Below are 22,225 nucleotides of genomic sequence, written 5' to 3' on the forward strand. Positions count from 1 at the left end.
GGTGGAGGGTGCTGAGAGAGGAACCGGGAGATGAGCGTATTCCCGAGGGCGATGCGCCGGGGGCCGGGGTTGTGGGCGATACTGGAGGAGAAGCGCGACCTCTCGACGCGCGCGGCAAGGAGATTCATGCCCGGCTCATCGCGGATCACCCGCAGAGGCGTGCTCGCGGTCGCCGCAGCCGGCGCCGTCACGACCTCAATCGTCGCGCTCGGGGGATGGCGGCTCAGCCCTCGGCCGATCCTCTCCCCCGGGGCAAGCCCGGGGCCGGGCAACACGCTAGACCGGACACCCCTCGCGATCCCGCCGCTCGACACGGGAGTGATTTCAGCCGACGGGGTGCGCACCTTCGAACTCGCTGCACAGACGGGCGAGACAACCTTCACGGCCGGAGTGCGTACCCCGACGTGGGGGTACAACGGCGCCTTCGGTGGCCCAACCCTGCGCGCTGCAAACGGCGAGAAAGTGCGCGTGGTGGTGCGCAACGAGCTCTCCGAGGTCACGACAACGCACTGGCACGGCATGAAAGTTCCGGCGCTCGCCGACGGCGGGCCGCACCAGCCCATTCACCCGGGCAAGACCTGGGCGGCGGAGTGGACGGTCGAGCAGCCGGCAGCGACCCTCTGGTACCACCCGCACAACCACGGCACGACCGAGGCCCACGTCTACCGCGGGCTCGCCGGCATGTTCATCATCGACGACAAGGTTTCGCCCGAGGACTCGCCACTGCCAAGCGACTACGGGGTCGACGATGTGCCCGTTGTCGTGGCCGACCGGAGCTTCGCGGCTGACGGCTCGTTCGACGAGCGCAGGCGCGACGCGGCCGGGATGCTCGGCGATACCCTGCTCGTGAACGGCACAGTATCGCCGTCGTTTGCGGCGACCCGTGAGCTCACCAGGCTCAGAATCTTGAACGGCTCGACCGCGCGCAGCTACCGCTTTGAACTTGACGCGGGCCCGCTCCTGCTCGTCGGCACCGACTCTGGGCTGCTGCCCGAGCCCGCGTCGGTCGCCGGGGTCACACTCACCCCGGGAGAGCGGGCCGAGGTCGTCGTCGCGCTCGAACCCGGCCAGACCGCGATGCTGCGCTCTGTGCCGCACACGCTCGGGCTCCTCGGCACCACTGAGCGCGCGAGTGGCACCCGCGACGCTTTCGATGTGCTCGAGCTCACTCGCGGCGAGGCGGGGTCGGGCGGGGGCTCAGACGCCGTGAAGCACGCGAGTCTTTCGGACCTCACCGACTGGGTCGACGCGGGGGGCTTCTTCGCGGCCGCGTTCCCCGCTGAGGCCGAGCCAGACAAGCGGCGCACGGTCACGCTGCAGGACAACAAGATCAACCACCGGCGCATGAACATGGCCCGGATCGACGAGGTGGTCACCGTCGGCGACCGCGAGCGCTGGTTCGTCACCAACGAGCATTTCCTGCCGCACAACCTGCACATCCACAACGCCAGGTTCAGAGTGCACTCGATCGACGGGCGCACTCCCGCGGCCGAGCTGCGCGGGTGGAAAGACACCGTCTACGCGCCGCCGAGCCGCACGGTCATCATCGACGTCGAGTTTGGGACGTCGACCGACCCGCACCTGCCGTATATGTTCCACTGCCACCTGCTGCAGCATGAAGACCAGGGCATGATGGCGCAGTTCGTTGTCGTGCGGCCGGGCGAGGCCGCGGGTCCGCTCGACACCCCAGCTATCCGCGATGGAGGTTCACATGACGGCCACTGACCGAGACGACTCGGGCACGGCGGGCCCGGCACCCGCAGAGACGGTGCCCACCGACAGCGCTGTCGCCGTGATTGCGCGGTGGATCCTGATCATTCACGCCGCCCTCCTCGCCGCGCAGCCGTTCCTCGCCGGGGCGATGCTCGATGCGATGAGCCCCAGCCCGCAGACCATGCACCGGATGGTCGCGATGACGGTCGTCGCGGTCGCGATCGTGCAGGTCTTTGTGATGCTCGCGGCGTGGAAGGGGAAGGCGGGCTGGCCGCGCGACGCGTTCAACCTGTCGCTGCTACTGCTGGGCCTCGAACTCGTGCAGTTCACCCTCGGGCACCTGAGCCTGGGCATGGCGCTGCACATTCCGCTCGGAATCGCGACGCTCGCGTGCGGCGTCTACCTGGCGGTGAAGTACGCGAGGCGCGCCACCGCGAGGTAGCGGTCGGGGACACGGCGTCGAAGGCACTACGCCCCGAGCCCGGGGTCTCCCCCGTGGCGGCCGAGCTCCTCATCGAGCGCGGCCCGGGCAGTGCCACCGACGATCCGGTCGGCCATGCCTATTCCGAGCGCGTCAAGCGCGCGAATGGCGCCGTTAGCTGCCGCGCGCACGGCCGCAGCTGCCTCGACGACAGCGGCAGCGTACGCCGCGCGATCCTGCTCGGTCACGATCACGGGCTCTGCCCCCATCTCGACCACGAGTGCCTGCCCGATCGGCTGCACCACGCTTGGTGCCGTAACCGCGACCGTCGCGCCCGACAGCCGCGCGAGGTCAAGGCTCGTGCCGGTGAACACGATGCCGGGGTGCAGCGCGATCGGAATCACGCCGGGCGCGTCCGCGAACACCGCTGTGCCGTGCTCAGGAGCCGTGTGGATGACAAGCTGCCCCGGCTGCCAAGCGCCGAGCTTCGCAAGGCCGGAGATGAGACCAGGAAGCTCGCTGCCGGGGATCGCGAGCAGCACGAGCTCCGAGCGGCGCACGATCTCCTGGACCTCGAGGATTGGGACCCCGGGCAGCATCGCCTCGGCGCGCTCGCGGCTCTCTTCGCTCACCGCGCTGATGCCGACGATCGCGTGCCCTGCCCCGGCGAGGGCGCGCCCGAGTACGGGGCCGACGCGGCCGGCCCCGACGATCCCGATTCCGAGGCGGCTAGCCTGCGGGGTGCTCATCGCCCTCGCCGCGCCTCGCGGTCGGGTGTCCATCGGACTCGGCGCGCTGCACGAGCAACACGGCGGCCGCGAGCTCGTCGAACACGCGGCGGGCGTCAGCGAGAGCGAGCCCTCGCACCGAGACGCGCACGGGGCCGAGCACGGTGTGCGCCTGGATCGCGCCAAGCCGCATCAGGTAGTGCCACATCGGGCGGCTGAGCTGCACCGACTGCGCACGCACGATCGGCATGATGATGAAGGAGCGCGTGAGCGCGCCCCGCCTGATGCGGAGCGTCGCGTCGGTGAGCGCGGCCGGTGCGGCGGGAATCTCGATCCGGATCCCGGCACGGCGCCTGCCAAACCACAGCAGCCAGGCCGACCGCGGGCCCGCGCCGACGTAGCCCTCGCCACGGCCGATCAGACCCTCGGTGATGCCCGTCGCCGCCCCCGGCACAAGTGTCTCCATGACCCGCACGACGTCTTCGTGCCTGCCGACAGGGAGCACGACGTTCTGAGTGACGCTCTGCCCGGCTTCAGACACCGAGTGGCCCGCGAGCGTCACGCGCACGCGCCACCAGCCGAATGGGCGCCAGAAGAGCGGCTGGAGCGCTTCAATCGCGTGGATACGACCGAACGGAATCGAGTCGGTCACGGTCGAGGTAAGGCCCGAGCCCACGCGCACGGAGTCTCTGCCGCGCGACAGGGTGAAGTTAAAGCCCTTGTTGAACTGGGCGAACATCATGCCGACAGTCACCAGGATGAGCGGAATGACCGTGATGAGCGAGATACCGCCGGCTGCGAGGAAGCCGCTGTTTCCGGTGAACGCGCCGATGGCCGAGCTCACGACGCCCCAGAAGATGGCGACGAGCAGCAGGATCAGCGTGATCACTGCCTCCCAGCTCAGGAGGATGGAGCCGAACAACCGCCCGACGGGCACCCGCACGAGCGACTGCGTTGCCGCGGCCTCGGGATCAACGTCGAAGTCGGCAAAGTTCTGCACGCGCTCCGTGAGCGCGTCGGTCGGCTGCGCGTATGCCCGCCCGTCGTACGACACAGCGGCCGCCGGCTGGATGTGTTCGGGGGCCACCGAGACGTCGGTGCCCGAGCGGCGGGCGGTCGCGAGCTGCAGAATGCGCTCACGGACTGCCTTCGCATCGTTGTGCCCGAGGTAGGCGAGCTCGACCTTGCCGCCCTGGCCGCCCGTGAGCACCTCGATCTTCGTGAGCCCGAGCAACCGCGCGAGCAGCGGCCGCTGCAGATTGACGCTCTGCACGCGGTCGAGCGGTGCCCGACGGTGCTGGCGGAACACGACTCCCGAGCGCGACTCTACGGCGTCAGCGGTGACGCGGTAGGTGTGGAACCGCCACGCGACCCAGGAGAGGCCCATGATCACGAGCAACAGCAGGATCACACCGCCGAGCACGAGCAAGAGCGTCTGGCCGTTCGAGAGCATGCCGAGCACCTCGGAAAACTCGTCCTCGCCGACGGGCTGATGGGTCGTCGCCCCGACGATCATGCGCACAAAAAGGTCGCGGAAGTTCGCGATAAACACGCCGATGAGCACGAGCAGCACGAGGCCGCCGCGCAGCAGCGGGGAGAACGGGTGCAGCCTGCGCCAGCCCTCGGCGTCGGCCGTTCCCGGAAGCGACACTGGAGTCGGCTGTGCGGGCGGCTGCACCGGCAGTGCCTGGGGCGCGGGGTGAGCCGGCGGCTGCGCAGGCTGCCCGGGCTGGCCCACCGGCCCCTCCCCTGGGATTCCGTGGAAGGTCACAGCCCCGACCGCCGCGACTCGGCGAGCTCAACAAGCCTGTCACGCAGCGCCTCAGCGTCGCTCGCGGTGAGGCCCGGAAGCTGCACGCCCGTGGCGGCCGACGCCGTCACAAACTTCAGCGTCGACAGCCCGAGGGCACGCAGGAGCGGGCCACGGGTGATGTCAACGAGCTGCAGGCGACCGTACGGCACTGCGACGACGCGCTCAAACATAATCCCGCGGCGGAACAGCAGGTCGTCCTCGCGAAGCACGTACCCGATCGCTTTGACCCTGCGGAACGCGAACAGCGAATTGATGAGGAAGAACGCGACGAGACCCCAGAGCACGAGCGTGAGCCAGAGCGGCACGTCACCGTGATTGCTGAGCGACACGATGATAATCACAATGAGCGGCAGGAACGAGCTCACGATATTGATCACGAGATCGGAGACAGCGTACTTCGGCGAAACACGGTGCCACTGGGGCTCAAGCGCGGGGAGAGTCTGATGGGTCACGTCTCAAGTGTAGCCAGACCCGCGTCCCCGTCGGCCTCCGGGTCCTCGCTGGGCGGGATCCGGCACATGTGCTCGGTGATGATCGCGCACATGAGCAACGCGATCGCGGCCATCGCCGTGATGAGCATCGGCAGCCAGGTCGGGGTCGGCGCAGGCACCGTTCGCCCGACGAGCGATAGCAGGAGACCGCCGCCGAAGCCCGCGAACAGCGCAGCGACGATCTGCCCCGCGAGTGCGGTCGCGAGGAGCCGGACAGCCTGGAACGGGTTCACGGCCCCGATGCCCTTTGCAATGTGCCGACGCAGACGGAGACCGAGCACGATGAGCACGATGGCGAGGGCCACGAGCGTCACCGGGAGCGAGTACGGCAGCACGATCGGTGGGCGGCCGCGCGACGACAGCCAGGCCTGGATGAGCAGCGCGAGCGCCGCGCCGACCGCGCCCGTACCCACGAGGTGCAGCGGGTTCAGGCCGCGAAACCTGTGTCGCCCGGCCATCAGCGGTCCTCTACCTGAGGCCCGGCATCAGACGCGCCGAGCGGCGCCGTCGTGTCGCCGATACGCGCAAGCAGTTCGGCGACGCGCCCGTGCCCCATGAGCACCGCGTCGGGATCGAGTTCGAGCCACGGCGAGAGCACGAAGTCACGCTCGTGCGCTCGCGGATGCGGCACCGTGAGGCGCTCGTCAGCGATGACCCGGCCGCCGAACAGGATGAGGTCGATGTCGAGCGTGCGGTCGCCCCAGCGCTTGTCGCGCACGCGACCGTGCTCTGACTCGATGCGCTGCATCACGTCGAGCAGGTCGTGCGGCGCGAGAGTCGTGTCGGCGCGCGCGACCCCGTTGATGTACTTCGGCGCGAGCGGGTCGGGGCCCGCGAGCGTGAGCGCGACCGTCTCGCGGAGCGGCGATGCGAGGAAGTTCTGGATCCCGGGCGTCGCCGCAAGCTCCCGTTGAGCCGAGCGAATCGTGTCGTCCCGGCCCCCGAGGTTCGAGCCGAACGCGAACAGCACCGGCACCACCTGCGCGATCACGACTTCGCCCTCACGCGGTCGACGGTCACTGACACGTCGGTGAAGGGCGCGGCGATTGGCGCGTCAGGCTTGTGCACCGTGACACGAGCGCGGCTCACCCCCGGGTAGCCGAGAGCGAGCTGCGCGACACGCTCGGCAACGGTCTCGATGAGATCGACCGGGTCAGCCGCAACGGCCGCGACGATCGCGTCGGCGAGCTCCCCGTAGTGCACGGTGTTCGACAGGTCATCGCCCGCGGCGGCGGCCCTGAGGTCGACCGAGATCTCGATGTCGATCAGAAACCGCTGGCCCCGCTCACGTTCGAAGTCGAACACGCCGTGGTGGGCAAACACTTCAAGGCCGGTGAGCGTGATCCGGTCGCCCGCGGCGTCGCCGGCCCAGGCCCGCTCGACGGCGATCGCTGCCGCGGTTGCGGCAACGTCATGCACCCGAACGCCCCACACTCCGGCCCGGGAGCACAGCGCGCTGACAACGGCGGTGGCACCGTCTCGGTCCGACGGCGCGCTGGGTGCTCCCGTCACACCCGCGAGTACTGCACCGAGCATTCGCTTCCGAGAGGCACCAATCAGCACCGGGTAGCCGAGCTCTTGCAGCTCCCCGAGCCTGCGCAGCAGCTCCCAGCACTGCTCACCAGTCTTGTCGAAACCGAGGCCCGGGTCGAGCACGATGAGGCTGGGGTCGACCCCCGCCGCGATCGCGGCGTCAGCGCGCGCTGCGAGTTCGGCGCGCACCTCGCGGACGACGTCGCCGTAGTTAGAGCGCTCGTGCGCTGGGTCGGGGATTCCCCGCCAGTGCCCCAGCATCAGGCGGACCCCGTGCTCCGCTGCCGCGGCGGAGGCGACTGCGAGCATGTTGGGGTCGTGCAGACCGCCGGAGACATCATTGATGAACCGCGCGCCAGCGGCAACCGCGGCTTCCGCCGTCGCGGCGTGGAGCGTGTCGATCGACACAGACAGCCCGGCGCCCGCGAGCTCCTTGATCACGGGGAGCACTCGGGCGAGCTCTTCCTCGCGCGGCACGGCAACCGCGCCCGGCCGCGTCGACTCCCCGCCAACGTCGATGACGTCGGCGCCCGCAGCGACGAGGTCGCGCGCACGCGCGACGGCCGCCGCGGGGTCAAGGTAGCGACCGCCGTCGCTGAACGAGTCAGGGGTCGTGTTGAGCACGCCGAGGATGACGGGCGCGGCGAGGGCGCGGGTCACAGCGCGCTCCGCGAACCAGCGGGGGCGATGAGCGCCACGACCTCCGCGCGGGCCGCCGGGTCTGCGAGCGAACCTCGCGACGCGATCGTCACGGCCTCGGCGTCGGCCTCGCGCACTCCCCGGTCAGAGACGCACCCGTGGCTTGCTTCGAGCACGACGAGCACGCCGAGCGGGTCGAGCCCGTCTTGCAGCGTCTGCGCGATCTGTTCCCCCAGCCGCTCCTGCACCTGCGGGCGCGCCGCGAGGGTGTCGACAACGCGGGGCAGCGCGCTCAGCCCGACGACGCGGTCGCGCGGCTGGTAAGCCACGTGTGCCTTCCCACGGAACGGGAGCAGGTGGTGCTCACACACCGACCTCAGGGCAATATCGCGCATGAGCACGAGCTCGCCTGTCTCGCCGTCGACGGGCACGGCGTCGGCGAGAAACTGCTGCGGGTCGACGCCGACTCCCGCAAAGAACTCGGCATACGACTCGGCGACGCGGCTCGGCGTCGCCCGGAGCTCGTCGCTTTCTGGGTCGGCACCGATCGCGCCGAGCAGTTCACGAACTGCCCGGGCGACCCGATCCCGATCCACTCCGGCGCTCACCCGAGCTACTCCGACGGGGTCTCAGGCTGCGGCGCGGTCGCGTCTTCGCTCTCCGCGACCTTGTCTGCTGTCGGCCCGTCCGTGCGAACTGCGGCGGGAACCTCGATCGGCGGGCGATCGGAAACCGGCCTGTCCCCGTGCGAAAGCCAGGTCGCGCGCGGGTCGAGCTTCTTCACGTCGCGGAAGATCTCAGCGAGCTGAATGTGGTCGAGCGTCTCCTTCTCGAGCAGCTCGGCCGCGAGCCGGTCGAGCACGTCGCGGTTCGCGACGAGCACCTCGTAGGCCTCGTTGTGCGCCTGCTCGAGGAGCGAACGCACCTCGGCGTCGATCTGCACGGCGAGCCCCTCGGAATAGTCACGCGACTGACCGAAGTCTCCCATGAACGCACCGGGCTGCGCCTGGCCAAGCTTCACAGGGCCGACGCTGGTCGTCATGCCGTACTCGGTGACCATCTTGCGAGCGGTCGAAGTAGCCTTCTCGATGTCGTTTCCGGCGCCGGTGGTCGGGTCGTGGAACACGAGCTCCTCGGCGACGCGGCCGCCGAGCGCGTAGGCGAGCTGATCCTGCAGCTCGTTGCGCGTCACTGAGTACTTGTCCTCGAGCGGAATCACCATCGTGTAGCCGAGCGCGCGACCGCGGGGCAGGATCGTGACCTTCGTCACGGGGTCCGTGTGATTCAGCGAAGCCGCCACAAGCGCGTGACCACCCTCGTGGTACGCGGTGATGAGCTTCTCCTGGTCCTTCATCACGCGCGTGCGGCGCTGGGGGCCCGCGATCACTCGGTCGATTGCCTCGTCGAGCGCGCGGTTGTCGATGAGCTGCGCGTTCGAGCGCGCCGTGAGCAGCGCGGCCTCGTTGAGCACGTTCGCGAGGTCAGCGCCCGAGAACCCGGGGGTCTTCCGTGCGACAACCTCAAGGTCGACGTTCTGCGAGAGCGGCTTGCCCTTCGCGTGCACCTGCAGGATCATGAGGCGGCCGCGCATGTCGGGTGCGTCGACACCGATCTGGCGGTCGAATCGGCCCGGGCGCAAGAGCGCGGGATCAAGCATGTCGGCGCGGTTCGTCGCCGCAATCATGATGACGTTTGCCTTCGGGTCGAACCCGTCCATCTCGACGAGCAGCTGGTTGAGCGTCTGCTCGCGCTCGTCGTGGCCGCCGCCCATGCCCTGGCCGCGGCGCTGGCCGACGGCATCGATCTCATCGATGAAGATGATCGCGGGGGCGTTCGCCTTCGCCTCTTTGAAGAGGTCGCGCACGCGGCTCGCGCCGACGCCCACGAACATCTCAACAAAATCGGAGCCCGAGATCGAGTAGAACGGCACGCCGGCCTCGCCAGCGACGGCGCGCGCGAGCAGCGTCTTACCGGTGCCGGGAGGACCGTACAGCAGCACGCCCTTCGGGATGCGCGCGCCAACAGCCTGGAATCGCGACGCGTCCTGCAGGAAGTCCTTGATCTCTTCGAGCTCTTCGACGGCCTCGTCGGCGCCCGCCACGTCGGCGAACGTCACGACCGGGGTCTCCTTGGAGACGAGCTTCGCCTTCGACTTGCCGAACTGCATGACGCCGCGGCCGCCGCCCTGCATCGACGACATCATCCACCACAGCAGCACGCCGATCAAGAGCAGCGGCAGGATGAAGCCGAGCAGCGACCAGAACGGGTTCGGCTTCGGCACGACATCGTTAAAGCCGTCCTTTGGCTTCGCCTCGTCAATCGCCTTCATGACCTCGGCACCGCGCTGGTTGACGTAGTAGAAGAAGACGTTGTCGCTGCCCGCCTTCTTGTCCGCCTTCGTGAGCGACAGGTTCACACGCTGGTCACCGTCGATGATTTCCGCCTGCTTGACCTTGCCCTCGGCAATGAGCTCGAGGCCTCGCTCAGTGCTCACCTCACGGGTGTTGGCGCCGGAGAGGAACGACCACCCGAGCAGCAGAAACACCACCGCGATGGCGATGTACACGAACGGTCCCTTGAGCAGGCGCCGTCCCTTTACCGGGGTCTCGGGTGATTTTTCAGCCAAGTCTGGGCCTTTCGATCGGCAGAATATAGCGAGCTAAGCGTATCCGAGGCGTCTGACACTTCTCCTGCCTCGATGCGCTTGTCCGCTCAGGGCGGAGCGCCTTCGGCTACTCTCCCGAGTAGACGTGCGGCGCCAGGATGGCGACGTCGCGAAGGTTTCGGTAGTCCTCGGCATAGTCCAGGCCGTAGCCGACGACGAACTCGACGGGGATGTCGAAGCCGACGTAGGCAACATCGACCTCTACCTTGAGCGCTTCGGGCTTGCGCAGCATCGTGCAGATCCGCACGGACTTGGCGCCCCGGCTCTCGAGGTTTTCCTTGAGCCAAGAAAGCGTGAGGCCAGAGTCGATGATGTCTTCAACGATAAGCACATCGCGCCCAGTGATATCGGCGTCGAGGTCCTTCAGAATCTTCACGACGCCGCTCGACTTTGTTCCCACCCCGTACGAGGAGACCGCCATCCAGTCCATCTGAGCGTGGAAGTTGAGCTCGCGCGCGAGGTCGGCCATCACCATGACCGCGCCCTTCAGCACGCCGACGAGCAGCGGGGGCTCCTCGGGGTAGTCGCGCTCGATCTCGCGTGCGAGTTCCGCGAGGCGTACCCGCAGTTCCTCTTCTGTGTGCAGCACTACGGTGAGGTCATCACCAAGATGTTTCGCGTCCATGCGTCCATCGTAGTGCGCTGTGGATGAGTGGTGGATCAGCTTTTCGAGGCGCCACCGCGGTCTTCCCGCGGTGAGCCACGCTGCGGGTCAAACGCGAGCTCTCCCGCGAGGCGCGTGACACGGAGACCCGGCACGAACACCGGGCCCTGCCCCTTCCAGTGCGTGACGAGCGCCGCGATGCTCAGCGTGTGCTCACGGCTCAGGGCGACGCCGAAGTGCTCACGCGCAATTCGGTGGATCGTCCGCTGTCGAACTGCGGCGGGGAGCCCCTGCAGCACGCTCACGCCCCCGGCGTCAATCACCCGACCTTCCGCGGTTGGCTGCGCTGCGGGCAGCAGCGCTTCCACGGCCCGGCCTGCCCACTCGTCGAGCGCGTCGGCGTCCTCACGAGCGAGGTCGGCGCTTCGGGCGAGCCCCGCGGCGACCCCCGGCCCAAGCTCACGGGTGAGCACTGGCAGCACGGTCTCGCGGACGCGAACGCGCGCGTAAGAGGTATCGCGGTTGTGCGGATCGTGCCACGGAGCCAGTCCAAGCTCGGCGCACGCGGCCTCCGTCGTCGCCCGCGAAATCTCTGGGTCCTCACCAAGCAGCGGGCGCAGCAGTTCAATCCCGGCCGCGAGCGCACGCCTGCCAGGGATACCGGCGATGCTTCTCGTGCCCGAGCCACGCGCAAGCGCAAGCAGCACCTGCTCGGCCTGATCGTCGCGCGTGTGGGCCGTGAGAACCGCGACCGCACCCAACTCGGCCGCGACGTCTATGAATGCACCGTAGCGCGCCTCGCGCGCGGCGGCCTCAGGCCCGCTCCCCGCCACAACCGCGACCCGGCGCACGGCGACCGGGGCGAGCCCGAGTTCGCCTGCCTGGGTCGCGGCGGCCTCTGCGACGTCGTGCGATCCTGATTGGAGCGCGTGGTCGACGACCACCGCCCCCGCGCTCACCCCCGCTCGGTGGGCTTCCGCGGCGACGGCGGCGGCAAGGGCGAGCGAGTCCGCTCCCCCTGACAACCCGACGAGCACAAGCGGTTCAGCGTCGCGAGCGGTGCGCGGCAGCCCCATAAGCGTGCGCCGAACGGCCCGCCGAATCTGCATAAACTCCGGATGCTCCACGGCTCAACGGTACCCCGGCCAGCGCATCGGGTAGCCTTAGCTTCGGCAATATTTCGCAACCAGGCCGACACCGGTCGACCGCTAGCACGAAGGAGCGCGCATGACCGCCGCATTCGACGCCGTCATCGAGATCCCTAAGGGAAGCCGCAACAAGTACGAGATCGATCACGAGACCGGGCGCGTCTACCTTGACCGCGTGCTCTACACGAACTTCGTGTACCCGGCCGACTACGGATTCTTCGAGGAGACCCTCGGAGAGGACGGCGATCCGCTCGACGTGCTGGTGCTGCTCGACTACCCCGTCTACCCCGGCGTCGGCATCAAGGTCCGCCCCGTTGGCGTGCTCAAGATGAGCGACGAGGCAGGCGGCGACGACAAGGTCATCGCGGTGCAGGTGAAGGATCCGCGCTGGTCACACATCCAGGATGTCGAGGACATCCCCGAGTACACCCGCAAGGAAATCGGCCACTTCTTCGAGCGTTACAAGGACCTCGAGGAGGGCAAGTGGGTCAAGGTTGACGCCTGGGGCACCGCGGCCGACGCCGAGAAGCTCATCGTCGAGGCGCAGGAGCGCCTCGCAGCTCAGGGCCACTGAGGCTAGCCCCGGTGGAAGTACGCGTCTTTGACGACGTCGACGAGCTCGGCAGGTTCGCAGCCGAACACGTGATCGCCGCGATTTCGGCCCAGCCTGACGCGGTGATCGGCCTCGCTACGGGCTCTTCCCCGCTGTCGCTCTACGCCGCCTGGGCTGAGCTCGCGCGCGAGCGCGGGCTCGACCAGTCGGCGGTTCGAGGGTTCGCCCTCGACGAGTATGCCGGCATCGACCCCGAGCACCCCGAGAGCTACCACTCGGTCATCACGAAGACCGTCGTTGAGCCGGTGGGCCTCGAGCCCTCTCGCGTCGCGGTCCCGTCCGCGGAGGCTACCGAGGAAGCTGCGGCTGCCTACGAGGAGGCGATCACGGCCGCTGGCGGCGTCGATGTCCAGATCCTCGGGATTGGCCGAAACGGCCACCTGGGGTTCAACGAGCCGGGCTCACCGCTCGACTCGCGGACCCGACGGGTCTCGCTCACTGCCGAGACGATCGCCGATAACGCGCGCTTCTTCGACAGCGCTGCTGACGTGCCAACCGAGGCCATCACACAGGGCCTCGGGACGATTATGGACGCCCGCAAGCTCGTCATCGTCGCCGTCGGCGAGGCGAAGGCCGCGGCGGTTGCCGCCGCGATCGAGGGCCCCGTCACCCCCGACGTGCCCGCGAGCCTTGCGCAGCACCATGAGAACGTCGTCTACGCGATTGACAGGGCGGCTGCTTCGCAGCTCTCCTAGCGCTTCAGCACGAGCGAGGTGAGGCCGGGGAAACCCGCGCCTCGCCTCGCTTCTGCGTGTGCTGGGGTGCCGGCGTTTGCCACACACACACACACACACACACACACACACACACACACACACCGCACACACCGCATGGGATCTACCATTGGTATCCCCATTCCTGAGAGATTCGGCATACCGACGGCAGAAACCAGGCGTAGCGGTCGATGTCTCGGGGCTTCGGGCGTAATACCAGAGGCTCTGCGCGTGCTGGCGCCGCCTACGCCCGCAGCTGCATCGTCGTGAGGCAGGTCGGGTCTTCCGCGCCGGTCGTGACGCGCTGCTCGGCAGCACCGTTCTCGCCGACGATGCGCACGTTGAACTCCCCGTCTCGCGGCAACCACACTCCCACGAACCCGTTGTCAGCGGTCGCGGTGATCTCGCTGATGACCGTCTCTCCGGACGCAACGTCCGTGACCGTCAGCTCAACGGGGGTGTTCTGCAACTCGCCGAGGCAGGTCGTCAGACTGTGAAAGTCACACGGGTGCGTCTGGTTCACATAGGGCGCGATCGACAAATAGAACCTGTCTTCGTCGATGGGCATCGTCACGTTGCCGGGCTGCAACACGAGTTCGCCAGGCTGCACGGACGCAATGAGGTTGTCCGGAGACGGCCGCTTGTCGACGGGCAGCGTGTCGAGCCCCTCGATGATCGCTTTGGCGTCGGCGGTTCCGATCCCTAGCGCGGCGATCTGCTCAAGTGCGGCCGGCGGGGCCTCCTCTGCGGTCTCCTGTGCCGAGGCACAGCCGGTGAGGAAAAGAGCCGCGGCGAGAAGCGATGCGAATGCAAGTCGTATACCCATGAGGGGTATTCTCGCAGAACGCTTCGAGCATTCGCTGAGGCGGACCTGCAAGCCCGCGTGTCCGCGTGCCTGCGAGCCCGCGGTAAGCCCGCCTATACAAAAGGGGGCGCCACCCACGCGAACGCGGATGACACCCCCTTAAAAGTCGCTTAGGACAGCTTGCGGATGTTCACAGCCTGCGGGCCGCGAGCTCCATCCTCAGTGTCGAACTCAACCTGCTGGTTCTCCTCGAGGTCGCGACGCCCGCTGCCCTCAATAGCGCTGTAGTGCGCGAAGAGGTCTGCCGAGCCGTCGTCGGGTGCGATGAACCCGTAGCCTTTTTCACTGTTGAACCACTTGACGGTGCCGGTTGCCATAAGAGCATTCCTTTGTGATGCGGAGCCGCCGAGGCGGCTCGTAATGGTCGCGCATGTGCGCGGATTGAACTTATCAGCGGGACAGCCCGGGGAAACACACCAGCGGCTGAGAGACACTGAAGCGAAGCAATCGGAAAGAAAGCGCCGATACGAGCAACCATACCGCACCCCCGCCCAAAACAAGCCCGAACAAACTTTCGTGATAAATCCTTAACTTTTGCGTTCACTAGGCGTCAGCTACCCCTCACTCAAACAGCCTCGGGGCGCGAAGTTGCCCGGGCTTCACGCAACTGTCGGTGGCGCTCGGTACCGTTAGACGGTGCAAGAGAACCCGCCGCTGCCGACAGCCCACTGGTGCGCGCTCGGCCAGATGCCCTCGGGGGACTTCATGATGGCAGCCATCGCGGCGGGAGGGGAACCCCAAGAGCCGGTCGTCGTCCCGGCCAACGACCTCGCCGCCTTCGTTGCAGGGCTTGAGGCTTCGAGCGCACCTCGATGGGTGTGGCATCACACACCCGCGATCTACGCCACCCTCCTCGCGTCAGGGGTTCGGGTTGAGCGCTGCCACGATCTCACCCTGTGCCACCAGATCCTCCGCTCGTCCGAGTTCGTGCGCGACCGTTCGGCGTTTCAGCTGCTCGATTGGGCGGCCCCCGAACCCCCGCAGGGGCCGACAGCGGCGACCGCTGGCCCTGCCCGCTTCGACCTGGATACGCAGCCGGCGACGAGCCGCAACCCCTTTGAGATCACTGATGTGCTCCGCGAGTTCGAGCGGCAGCGTAACGCGGTAAACACTTCAGCCCGCCCGGGTCGCCTCGCGCTGCTGCTCGCGGCAGAGTCGGCGGGTGCCCTCATCGCGTCAGAGCTCGCAGCCGCGGGCCTGCCCTGGGATTCCAGGGAGCACGACCGGATCCTTACCGAGTCACTCGGGCCCCGCCCCGCGACGTACGCCGAGAAACCCGCGAAGCTCGCCGCGGCGGGTGACCGCGTTCGGGCCGCGCTCGGCGACCCGAACGCCTCGCTCGATTCGCCGCCGAAGCTTCTCACCGCGCTGCGGCGCGCGGGCATTCACGCCTCCTCGACCTCGCAGTGGGAGCTTGCGGAGTACGACCACCCGGCGATCGCCCCGCTCCTCGAATACAAGAAACTCTCGCGCCTGCTCACGGCGAACGGCTGGGCCTGGCTCGATGAGTGGGTCACCGACGACCGGTACCGCCCCGTCTACCTCCCCGGCGGGGTCGTCACGGGCAGGTGGGCCTCCAGCGGTGGCGGCGCACTCCAGCTCCCGCGCTCCCTGCGGCCAGCGCTCCGCGCCGACCCGGGCTGGAAGCTCGTCTCGGCCGACGTTTCTCAGCTCGAACCGCGCGCCCTCGCGGCGATGTCGGGCGACCGCGCGATGGCCAGTGCCGGGCGGGGCAAGGACCTCTACGAGGGCATCGTGCGCTCAAGCGCCATCGAATCCCGCGACGAGGCCAAGATCGCAATGCTCGGGGCGATGTACGGGGCCACCTCGGGTGAGAGCGGGCGCCTCCTCCCCCACCTCAGGCGCGCATTCCCCGCCGCCATGGGATTCGTCGACCGCGCCGCGGAGACCGGCGAGCGCGGCGGGGCGGTGTCAACGTGGCTTGGCCGCTCGACGCCGCCGGTCGAGCCCGACTGGCAGGAGGCGCAGTCGCTCGCGAGCCAGCCCGGCGCGACCCAACGTGACGAACAGAACGCGCGGCGCGCGGCTCGGGATCGCGGGAGGTTCACCCGAAACTTCGTCGTCCAGGGAACCGCTGCCGAGTGGGCGCTCGCCTGGCTGGCCGAGATTCGGCGCAACCTTGCAGCGTTCCCCGAGGTTCAGTCAGACCGCGCGGCGGCGGCGTCGGGGCCGGTGTTTGGCAGACGCCCCCACCTCGCGTTCTTCCTGCACGACGAGATCATCGTGCACAGCCCGGCCGAGCACGCTGACGCGGTGGCGCAGGTTGTGCTCGACGCGGCCGACACCGCCGCCGAGCTGCTCTTTCGCGGCGGCGACGTCGACTTCCGGCTCGACCTGAGCATTTCCGATCGCGCGACGAAGTCGTAGATTTACCCCACCCCGCGGCACCCACCTCCGCTACCAGCGCAGTTTATCCAACCGCAGACGCGTTACAATTGTGTTACAGGCGACGAATATTGTCGTTCCCGTACCTCCACCGACGCGGCCCATCGCAGGGAAAAGGGGATCGTCCACCGTGCGCGCAAAAGAACTCGATACGCTCATCGGCCTCGTCCGCGCCCGGAAGTCAGTGCGCCTCGTCGGAGACCTCGAACTCGGCAAGACCTCGCTCCTGCAAGAACTCGAGACCTCGCTCACCGCGCTCGGGTTTGCCGTCATGCGGGTCCGCGCGACGCCAGCGCTGTCCTCAGTCAAGTACGCGGCCCTGCGGCAGTCGGGCGTTCAGGCAGACCGACTGCACCCGCAAAGCACCCCTGACGAGATCCAAGATGCCCTCTCCGTCGAACTCGCGAGGAGCACGAATTCTGTCATTCTCGTCGACGACGCCGAGTGGCTCGATCTCGCATCGGCCCAGGCCCTTGCGCCGCTCGTTCACCGAGACACCGTCACCGGTGTATTCGCCTCAGCGCCGTTCAAACAGTTGACCACTGAGCAACGCATGATCTCGCGCCTCCTACGGGCCGACGCACGGGTTGAGCTCAGGCCTCTCAGTTTTGAGCAGGTGGGCGTGCTGGCCGAGTCGCTTCTCGGCGCCCCGATCAGCCCCGAAATGGCGTCAGAGATCTTTTCAATGTCGTCAGGAGTCACCGGCGTCGCCGCCGATATCCTGCGCGCCGCGGGAGACTCCAGCAGCTTTCAAACTGACGGCCAAGGGTGGTCCTCAGCCCGCAGCGAGTTCTGGAGCGAGCACCTCGAAGAGACCGTCGAGAGACTCGTGGCGTCGCTCCCCGACTCCGCCTTCAGACTCCTTCACGCGCTTGCCCTCGCCGGCAATCTCCCTGCCGAGGGCGTCCATGCCCACGATCCTGATACTGCCGTGACGCTCACTCAGAGCGGCCTCGTTACGGCGTTTCGGGACCCGCACGGCGAGCTCCGCTTGTCGCCCCGCCCCGCACTGATCACCGATTACTTCCGGCAGCGGCCCGTCGACGTCTTGCACCTCTCCGCGCTCACCCTGCTCAGGCGGCTAGCCAGTCCGCTGCCTGAGCAGCCATACCCGTCGGTGATGCCGGCAACACCCCACCTACCGCTCGCCGTTCACTCTGACTCCCACGACGCACACAACGCCGGCCTCGCGCGGTTCATCCGGGAGGACGCAGAGCAGCGCCTCATCGCCGCCTCCCGCGACTGGCGCCGGCTCTCGAATCCGCCGCACGCGATCGCCTACCTCGACGCGCTCATGCAGGCGGGCGGGTACCCCGGCACAGCCGCTGAGGTACTCACCCGCACGCCGCCCACCTCCGAGAACGCCGTCGAGCTGCTGCAGCTCGCGCTCCACGAGCAGATGCTGGGCGAACAGCCGCCCCCGTGGGAACCCCGTCACGCGACCGCGCTGCGAGCCCAGCACGCTGACTTCACGCCAGCGCTCAACGCCTACGCGATGTACCTACTGTTCGCGCAGGAGGGCCTCACCGCGGAGGTCAGCGCCTGGCTCGCTGAGCCTGGCACTGACCCCGTCGGCTTCAGCGAGACAGTCGCGGACTATATTCGGGCGGCGACGGGACACATTTTCCCGCCGTCAGAGGCGCAGGATCCCCCCGCGCCGATCCCGCTGCAGCGCGCCCTCGCGGACCAGACGCATCTCATCACCGTCGTCAGGCACAGCGCGCTTGACGACACACTCGAGGGCATGCTCGCAGACCCCATCAGTCTGCTTCCAGGGGACGACCCGATGCCCTTCCTCGTCGACTCGTACGTTCGCTCGCAGATTCTCCTCGGGCTGGGCCGGCTGCCCGAGGCACGCGAGACCCTCAGCCAAGCACTGTCAGTCGGCGACCTCGACCTCAGGTTTGCGGTGCTCTACGCCGCGATGCTTCGCTGGTCCGCGCTGCTGCACTTCCGGGACGGTCGCACAGACATCGCCCGGTCACTCTTGAACGAGAGCAAGCGGTACTCGTCACTGCGCGGCACAATGCCGGGCATGCGGCCCGAGTTCGGGGAGGCCCTTGAGGTGCTCTTCAGCGGAGATCGCCTCGGCGCGAGCAAGCGCTTTCTCAGCGATGGCAGGGAATGCTTCAAGCGGTCACTCATCGATACCGCCTGGTCAATGGCCCGGTTTGCCTTTCAGCTCGACCCCGGCGAGGAAGCCCTGGGCGTCCTCGACAGGTTCTCCCGGCATCCGTCGTACGCGTGGTCGCGGCGAATCTCGCGGTTCGCTCGCGCGGCGCTCAATCAAGACCCGAACCTGGTGTTCTACGTGTCGCAGCTGTCGTCGGCCCCCGAGCTTTCGACGGCTGCGGATTTCCTGGCAGACATCGAGCGTGCTCAGGTGACTCGCGGCGTGCCCGGCAACACTGCCTACGCGAAAGCCGTCGCCGAGGCCAAACAGGCATTCATCATGTTCCGCGAGCCACTGGCAAGGTCGAGTTTCGCCGACAGGGCCCCCGCAGTCGAGACGCTCACCCCGCGCGAACTCGAGATCGCGCCACTCACTGCAACGCTCAGCAACCGCGAAATCGCTGAACGGCTGACACTGAGCATTCGCACGGTCGAGAACCACATCGCTCGTTCCATGAAGAAGCTCGGGCTCTCGTCTCGGAAGGACTTGAGCGCGGCTCTGTCGAGCGTGGCGATTGCATCCTCAGGTAGTTCCGCAGAGTCGTAGGGCAAACCCCCTACGTCGACCCTCAAAACACGCCTAAATACTCACATTTCAAGGCGGGGCCGAGTAGTCCGACTACTTAAGAGCGGCGATTCTGCACCCAATATCGCCCTTAGGCCTCCCGTATGGCTTGGGTTTCAAGTACTGTTTCATTAGTCCCGGTGGTTCTCACTGTAGGACTTCTCACCACATCAACGATGAGATACCTTCCCCCAAATCTGGTATCTGGTGAGAACGGTCTGGTGTGTGGGGAGTGGGCTTCCCCCCATCGCTTCCCCCAAATATTGCGACTCTCCACACACCACACCACTCCCCCTCTGCGGCAAGGCTCGGCGGTTCTGCAATTCCGCACACCACGCCCACTCCGCAGCGCCGAGACGGCGCTCCCCGCTGACACGGTCAGCGAACGTGCCAGCTAGTGTCCGAGCCCGAGAGCCGGGGCGGTCTGCCCATACTCACGAGCGAGTGCCGCCCGCGCCGCGTACCACCCGGAGAGCCCGTGCACACCGGGCCCCGGCGCCGTCGAAGACGAGCACAGGTAGACGCCATCGGCCGGAGTCTTCCACGGCTCGCGCGCGAGCACCGGGCGCGCAAGCAACTGGCGCACCGACACCTGGCCGGCGCTGAAGTCACCCGCCACGTAGTTCAGGTTTTCACGCCCAAGTTCTGCGGCCGTCGTGGCGCGCACGGCCGTGATCCTGTCGCGCGCACCGGGCGCGAACCGCTCGATCTGCGCCAGCACGGTCTCCGTCACGTCCACCGTTGACCCTCGCGGGACGTGCGTGTAGCTCGTCACCGCGTGCACCCCCGGGGGGTTTCGCCCTTCGTCGAAGGCCGCAGGTTGCGCGAGCAGCACGTACGGGCGCGCGGCGTGCCGGCCGCGCGCGACGTCACGCTCGGCCGCCGCAATCTCGGCGCGAGAACCCCCGAGGTGAACCGTCGGGGCTTCGGCGACGCGAGCGTCGCGCCACGGGATCGGGCCGTCGAGCACGAGGTCTACCTTTGCCGCCGCGTTCCCGTACCTAAACCGCGCGAGCCGCCGCCGGTACCCTGCCGGCAACGCGTCGCCCGCGATCTCGGCGAGACCCCGCGCAGAGGTGTCAAACAGCTTGACGTCAAAGTCGGCGAGCTCGCTGAGGTTCGTCACGGTGCGACCGAGCTCGATCTTCCCGCCGTGGGCAAGCAGGTCGGCCGCGAGCGCGTCGCTGATCGCCTGCGACCCTCCGACAGGAACCGGCCAGCCTGACGCGTGCGCGAGCGCGCCAAGCACGAACGCCACCCCGGCCGCCGCGAGCCCCGGCATGGGACCGATGTTGTGAGCGGCCACGCCAGAGACCAGCGCGGGCGCCAGCTCCTCACGGAACCTCGCGTTCCAGACGGGCGAGCCCTGCTCGAGCGTTCGCGCTCCGAGGGCGATCGCCGCAAGCGGGTCGCGCGGCCAGCGCAGCAGCGCACCCCCGAGAGCGAGGTCGAGTGTCCCCTCGAGTCGCTGCAGGATCGGGCCGTACAGCCGCGCGTACGCCGCGCCGTCCCGCCCCAGTTCAGTTGCCGTGCGCGCGAGGTCACGGTAGGCGACGGCGGCCCGATCACCCGCTGCACCATCGAGCGGGTGCGCGAACGACGCGTCTGGGATGACGAATCCGATGCGCTTCGTGAGCTCAAACTCACGAAAGAACCCCGTCGCGAGCGCCATCGGGTGGATCGCAGAGCACACGTCGTGCACGACGCCAGGGGCCACGTGCGAGAGCGTGCGAGCACCTCCACCCAGCGTGTCCATCGCCTCGAACACCGTGACGGGAACGCCGGCGCGCGCGAGCGTCACCGCCGCAGCGAGACCGTTCGGCCCCGAGCCGATAACCGCGGCGCGCTGTGAGGATCGCATGATCCCTGAGTGTAGTCGGCGTCGGTAGCCCAGCTACCCTCTGCGGTACTCCGCTAGGCTCTGCGGTACTCCGCGGTGCTCGGTCACTCAAACGGGTCGCGCGCGGCAAGGCCGACGCGATTGAGGTATTCGATCACAATGGCGTAGGAGCGGATCAGTGAGGTTTCGGTATACGGCACCCCAAGCGTCTTGCAGTGCTCGCGCACGAGTGCCCGCACCTTTGAGAGGTTGGGCCGCGCCATGTTCGGGAACAGGTGGTGCTCAACCTGGTAGTTCAGCCCGCCCATGAGCCACGTCGCCCACCAGCCGCCGCGGATGTTGCGTGAGGTGCGCGCCTGCTTCGAGAAGAAGTCGAGCTTCGCATCGTGGGCGATAACCGGCATCCCCTTGTGGTTGGGAGCGAACGACGCCCCCATGTACACGCCGAACACCGCGAGTTGCACGCCCATGAACGCGAACGCGAGGCCGACGGGAAGAAACACGAAGACCGGGACGAGGATCACCGCGAAGCGGGCAACGATGATGGAGAGTTCGATCCACCGCCCCTTGTATCGGCTCGCGCCGCAGGAGGTAGGCGATCGAGTGCCGGTGCAGGTTGAGGCCCTCAAGCGTCAAGAGCGGGAAGAACAGCCACCCCCTGTCGCTGCGTGATGAAGCGCAGGAGACCGCGTGCTTTCACCGCGTCCTCCTCAATGAACGAGATCGTGTCGATCTCGATGTCGGGGTCTTTGCCCACCCGGTTCGGGTTGGCGTGATGCCTCGTGTGCTTCGAATCCCGCCAGGCGTAGCTCATGCCAATACTCGCGGCGAGGACGCGGGCCTGCCTGTCGTTCGCGGGGCCGGTCGTGAGGAGCTGACGGCGCGCCGCCTCGTGGGTGAGGAACGCGATCTGGGTGAAGAGCAGCGCGTAGGCCGCAGCCATCAGCAGTTGGAACCAGGAGTCACCGAGCAGGATCGAGCCAGCGGTCGTTGCCGCGAGGCCGACGGCGATCCCTGCCGCGACAAGCCAGTAGAACCACGGCGTGCGAGCGAACAGCCCCGATTCGCGCGCGGTCTGTGACAGTCGCGTGTACGCCTTCGCGATGGGCGGGAAGTCTTCAGCGCGCGCCCGCGTGTACTTGAGCGGCCCGAGGCCAGTGAGGGTAGGTAAAACTGTCGTTGTCATGATCAGCACCCATGCGGTTTCGAGTGGCTCGTCGAGCCACTCTGGTCGAGCCACTGGCAGATGCCGATCGCTTCGCTCAACATACTTGGTTCGGCATGCAGAACGCCGTA

19 protein-coding genes and 1 pseudogene are annotated in these 22,225 nt (G+C 67.8%); 6 read left to right on the forward strand and 14 right to left on the reverse strand.

Annotated elements, in window-relative coordinates; all coding sequences use genetic code 11:
- Positions 1-126: 126 nt before the first annotated feature.
- Both FB468_RS07490 and FB468_RS07495 read left to right on the forward strand, forming a co-directional pair.
- On the forward strand, positions 127-1,725 hold the full coding sequence (locus tag FB468_RS07490; protein ID WP_170219658.1) for a multicopper oxidase family protein: 1,599 nt from the start codon (positions 127-129) through the stop codon (positions 1,723-1,725).
- Complete coding sequence (locus FB468_RS07495) at positions 1,712-2,155, forward strand: hypothetical protein (protein WP_141886791.1); 444 nt, start codon at positions 1,712-1,714, stop codon at positions 2,153-2,155. Before FB468_RS07490 ends, FB468_RS07495 begins: the two co-directional genes overlap by 14 nt.
- 26 nt (positions 2,156-2,181) lie before the next feature.
- Here FB468_RS07495 and FB468_RS07500 read toward each other — a convergent pair whose 3' ends face one another.
- From FB468_RS07500 to tilS, 10 genes are all read right to left on the reverse strand, one after another.
- Entirely contained in the window at positions 2,182-2,883 is a 702-nt protein-coding gene (locus FB468_RS07500; protein WP_141886792.1) for a DUF2520 domain-containing protein, read from the reverse strand.
- The gene (locus FB468_RS07505; RefSeq protein WP_246055798.1) at positions 2,864-4,540 is read right to left on the reverse strand and encodes a PH domain-containing protein; all 1,677 of its coding nucleotides are present in this window, start codon (positions 4,538-4,540) and stop codon (positions 2,864-2,866) included. Before FB468_RS07505 ends, FB468_RS07500 begins: the two co-directional genes overlap by 20 nt.
- 89 nt (positions 4,541-4,629) lie before the next feature.
- A complete protein-coding gene (locus tag FB468_RS07510; RefSeq protein ID WP_141886793.1) occupies positions 4,630-5,127 on the reverse strand; it encodes a PH domain-containing protein in 498 nt (165 codons plus the stop codon).
- Positions 5,124-5,624, reverse strand: coding sequence for a DUF3180 domain-containing protein (locus tag FB468_RS07515; RefSeq protein ID WP_141886794.1), 501 nt, complete (start codon positions 5,622-5,624; stop codon positions 5,124-5,126). Before FB468_RS07515 ends, FB468_RS07510 begins: the two co-directional genes overlap by 4 nt.
- On the reverse strand, positions 5,624-6,157 hold the full coding sequence (gene folK / locus FB468_RS07520) for a 2-amino-4-hydroxy-6-hydroxymethyldihydropteridine diphosphokinase (protein WP_141886795.1): 534 nt from the start codon (positions 6,155-6,157) through the stop codon (positions 5,624-5,626). Before folK ends, FB468_RS07515 begins: the two co-directional genes overlap by 1 nt.
- Positions 6,154-7,359 carry a dihydropteroate synthase gene (folP, locus tag FB468_RS07525; RefSeq protein ID WP_141886796.1) on the reverse strand — a complete coding sequence of 402 codons (1,206 nt, stop codon included), beginning with the start codon at positions 7,357-7,359 and terminating at the stop codon, positions 6,154-6,156. The genes folK and folP overlap by 4 nt, the downstream gene beginning before the upstream one ends.
- The gene (folE, locus tag FB468_RS07530) at positions 7,356-7,946 is read right to left on the reverse strand and encodes a GTP cyclohydrolase I FolE (protein WP_246055799.1); all 591 of its coding nucleotides are present in this window, start codon (positions 7,944-7,946) and stop codon (positions 7,356-7,358) included. Before folE ends, folP begins: the two co-directional genes overlap by 4 nt.
- A 5-nt stretch (positions 7,947-7,951) precedes the next feature.
- Positions 7,952-9,964, reverse strand: a complete 2,013-nt coding sequence (gene ftsH / locus FB468_RS07535) for an ATP-dependent zinc metalloprotease FtsH (protein WP_141886797.1) — start codon at positions 9,962-9,964, stop codon at positions 7,952-7,954.
- Positions 9,965-10,070: 106 nt separating this feature from the next.
- Positions 10,071-10,628, reverse strand: coding sequence for a hypoxanthine phosphoribosyltransferase (gene hpt / locus FB468_RS07540; protein WP_141886798.1), 558 nt, complete (start codon positions 10,626-10,628; stop codon positions 10,071-10,073).
- A gap of 35 nt (positions 10,629-10,663) precedes the next feature.
- Positions 10,664-11,683, reverse strand: a complete 1,020-nt coding sequence (gene tilS, locus FB468_RS07545; protein ID WP_425460821.1) for a tRNA lysidine(34) synthetase TilS — start codon at positions 11,681-11,683, stop codon at positions 10,664-10,666.
- A 151-nt stretch (positions 11,684-11,834) separates the two neighbouring features.
- On the opposite strand from tilS, the gene FB468_RS07550 reads away from it, so the two are divergent.
- Complete coding sequence (locus FB468_RS07550; RefSeq protein WP_141886799.1) at positions 11,835-12,329, forward strand: inorganic diphosphatase; 495 nt, start codon at positions 11,835-11,837, stop codon at positions 12,327-12,329.
- 11 nt (positions 12,330-12,340) lie between these two features.
- On the forward strand, positions 12,341-13,063 hold the full coding sequence (locus FB468_RS07555; protein WP_141886800.1) for a glucosamine-6-phosphate deaminase: 723 nt from the start codon (positions 12,341-12,343) through the stop codon (positions 13,061-13,063).
- Positions 13,064-13,325: 262 nt separating this feature from the next.
- Here the strand turns inward: FB468_RS07555 and FB468_RS07560 are convergent, their stop codons facing one another.
- Both FB468_RS07560 and FB468_RS07565 read right to left on the reverse strand, forming a co-directional pair.
- The gene (locus FB468_RS07560; protein ID WP_211359100.1) at positions 13,326-13,907 is read right to left on the reverse strand and encodes a CueP family metal-binding protein; all 582 of its coding nucleotides are present in this window, start codon (positions 13,905-13,907) and stop codon (positions 13,326-13,328) included.
- Positions 13,908-14,056: 149 nt separating this feature from the next.
- Entirely contained in the window at positions 14,057-14,263 is a 207-nt protein-coding gene (locus tag FB468_RS07565; protein ID WP_141886801.1) for a cold-shock protein, read from the reverse strand.
- A 319-nt stretch (positions 14,264-14,582) separates the two neighbouring features.
- On the opposite strand from FB468_RS07565, the gene FB468_RS07570 reads away from it, so the two are divergent.
- Complete coding sequence (locus FB468_RS07570) at positions 14,583-16,334, forward strand: bifunctional 3'-5' exonuclease/DNA polymerase (RefSeq protein WP_281290271.1); 1,752 nt, start codon at positions 14,583-14,585, stop codon at positions 16,332-16,334.
- Between the two features lie 148 nt (positions 16,335-16,482).
- A complete protein-coding gene (locus tag FB468_RS07575; RefSeq protein ID WP_141886802.1) occupies positions 16,483-19,071 on the forward strand; it encodes a LuxR C-terminal-related transcriptional regulator in 2,589 nt (862 codons plus the stop codon).
- Positions 19,072-19,483: 412 nt separating this feature from the next.
- On the opposite strand, the gene FB468_RS07580 is transcribed toward FB468_RS07575, so the two are convergent.
- Positions 19,484-20,950 carry a phytoene desaturase family protein gene (locus FB468_RS07580; RefSeq protein WP_141886803.1) on the reverse strand — a complete coding sequence of 489 codons (1,467 nt, stop codon included), beginning with the start codon at positions 20,948-20,950 and terminating at the stop codon, positions 19,484-19,486.
- An 83-nt stretch (positions 20,951-21,033) separates the two neighbouring features.
- A pseudogene (locus FB468_RS07585) lies at positions 21,034-22,115 on the reverse strand (fatty acid desaturase family protein).
- Positions 22,116-22,225: the final 110 nt, after the last annotated feature.

Origin of the sequence: Leucobacter komagatae (assembly GCF_006716085.1) — a bacterium.
Classification (GTDB): Bacteria; Actinomycetota; Actinomycetes; order Actinomycetales; family Microbacteriaceae; genus Leucobacter; species Leucobacter komagatae.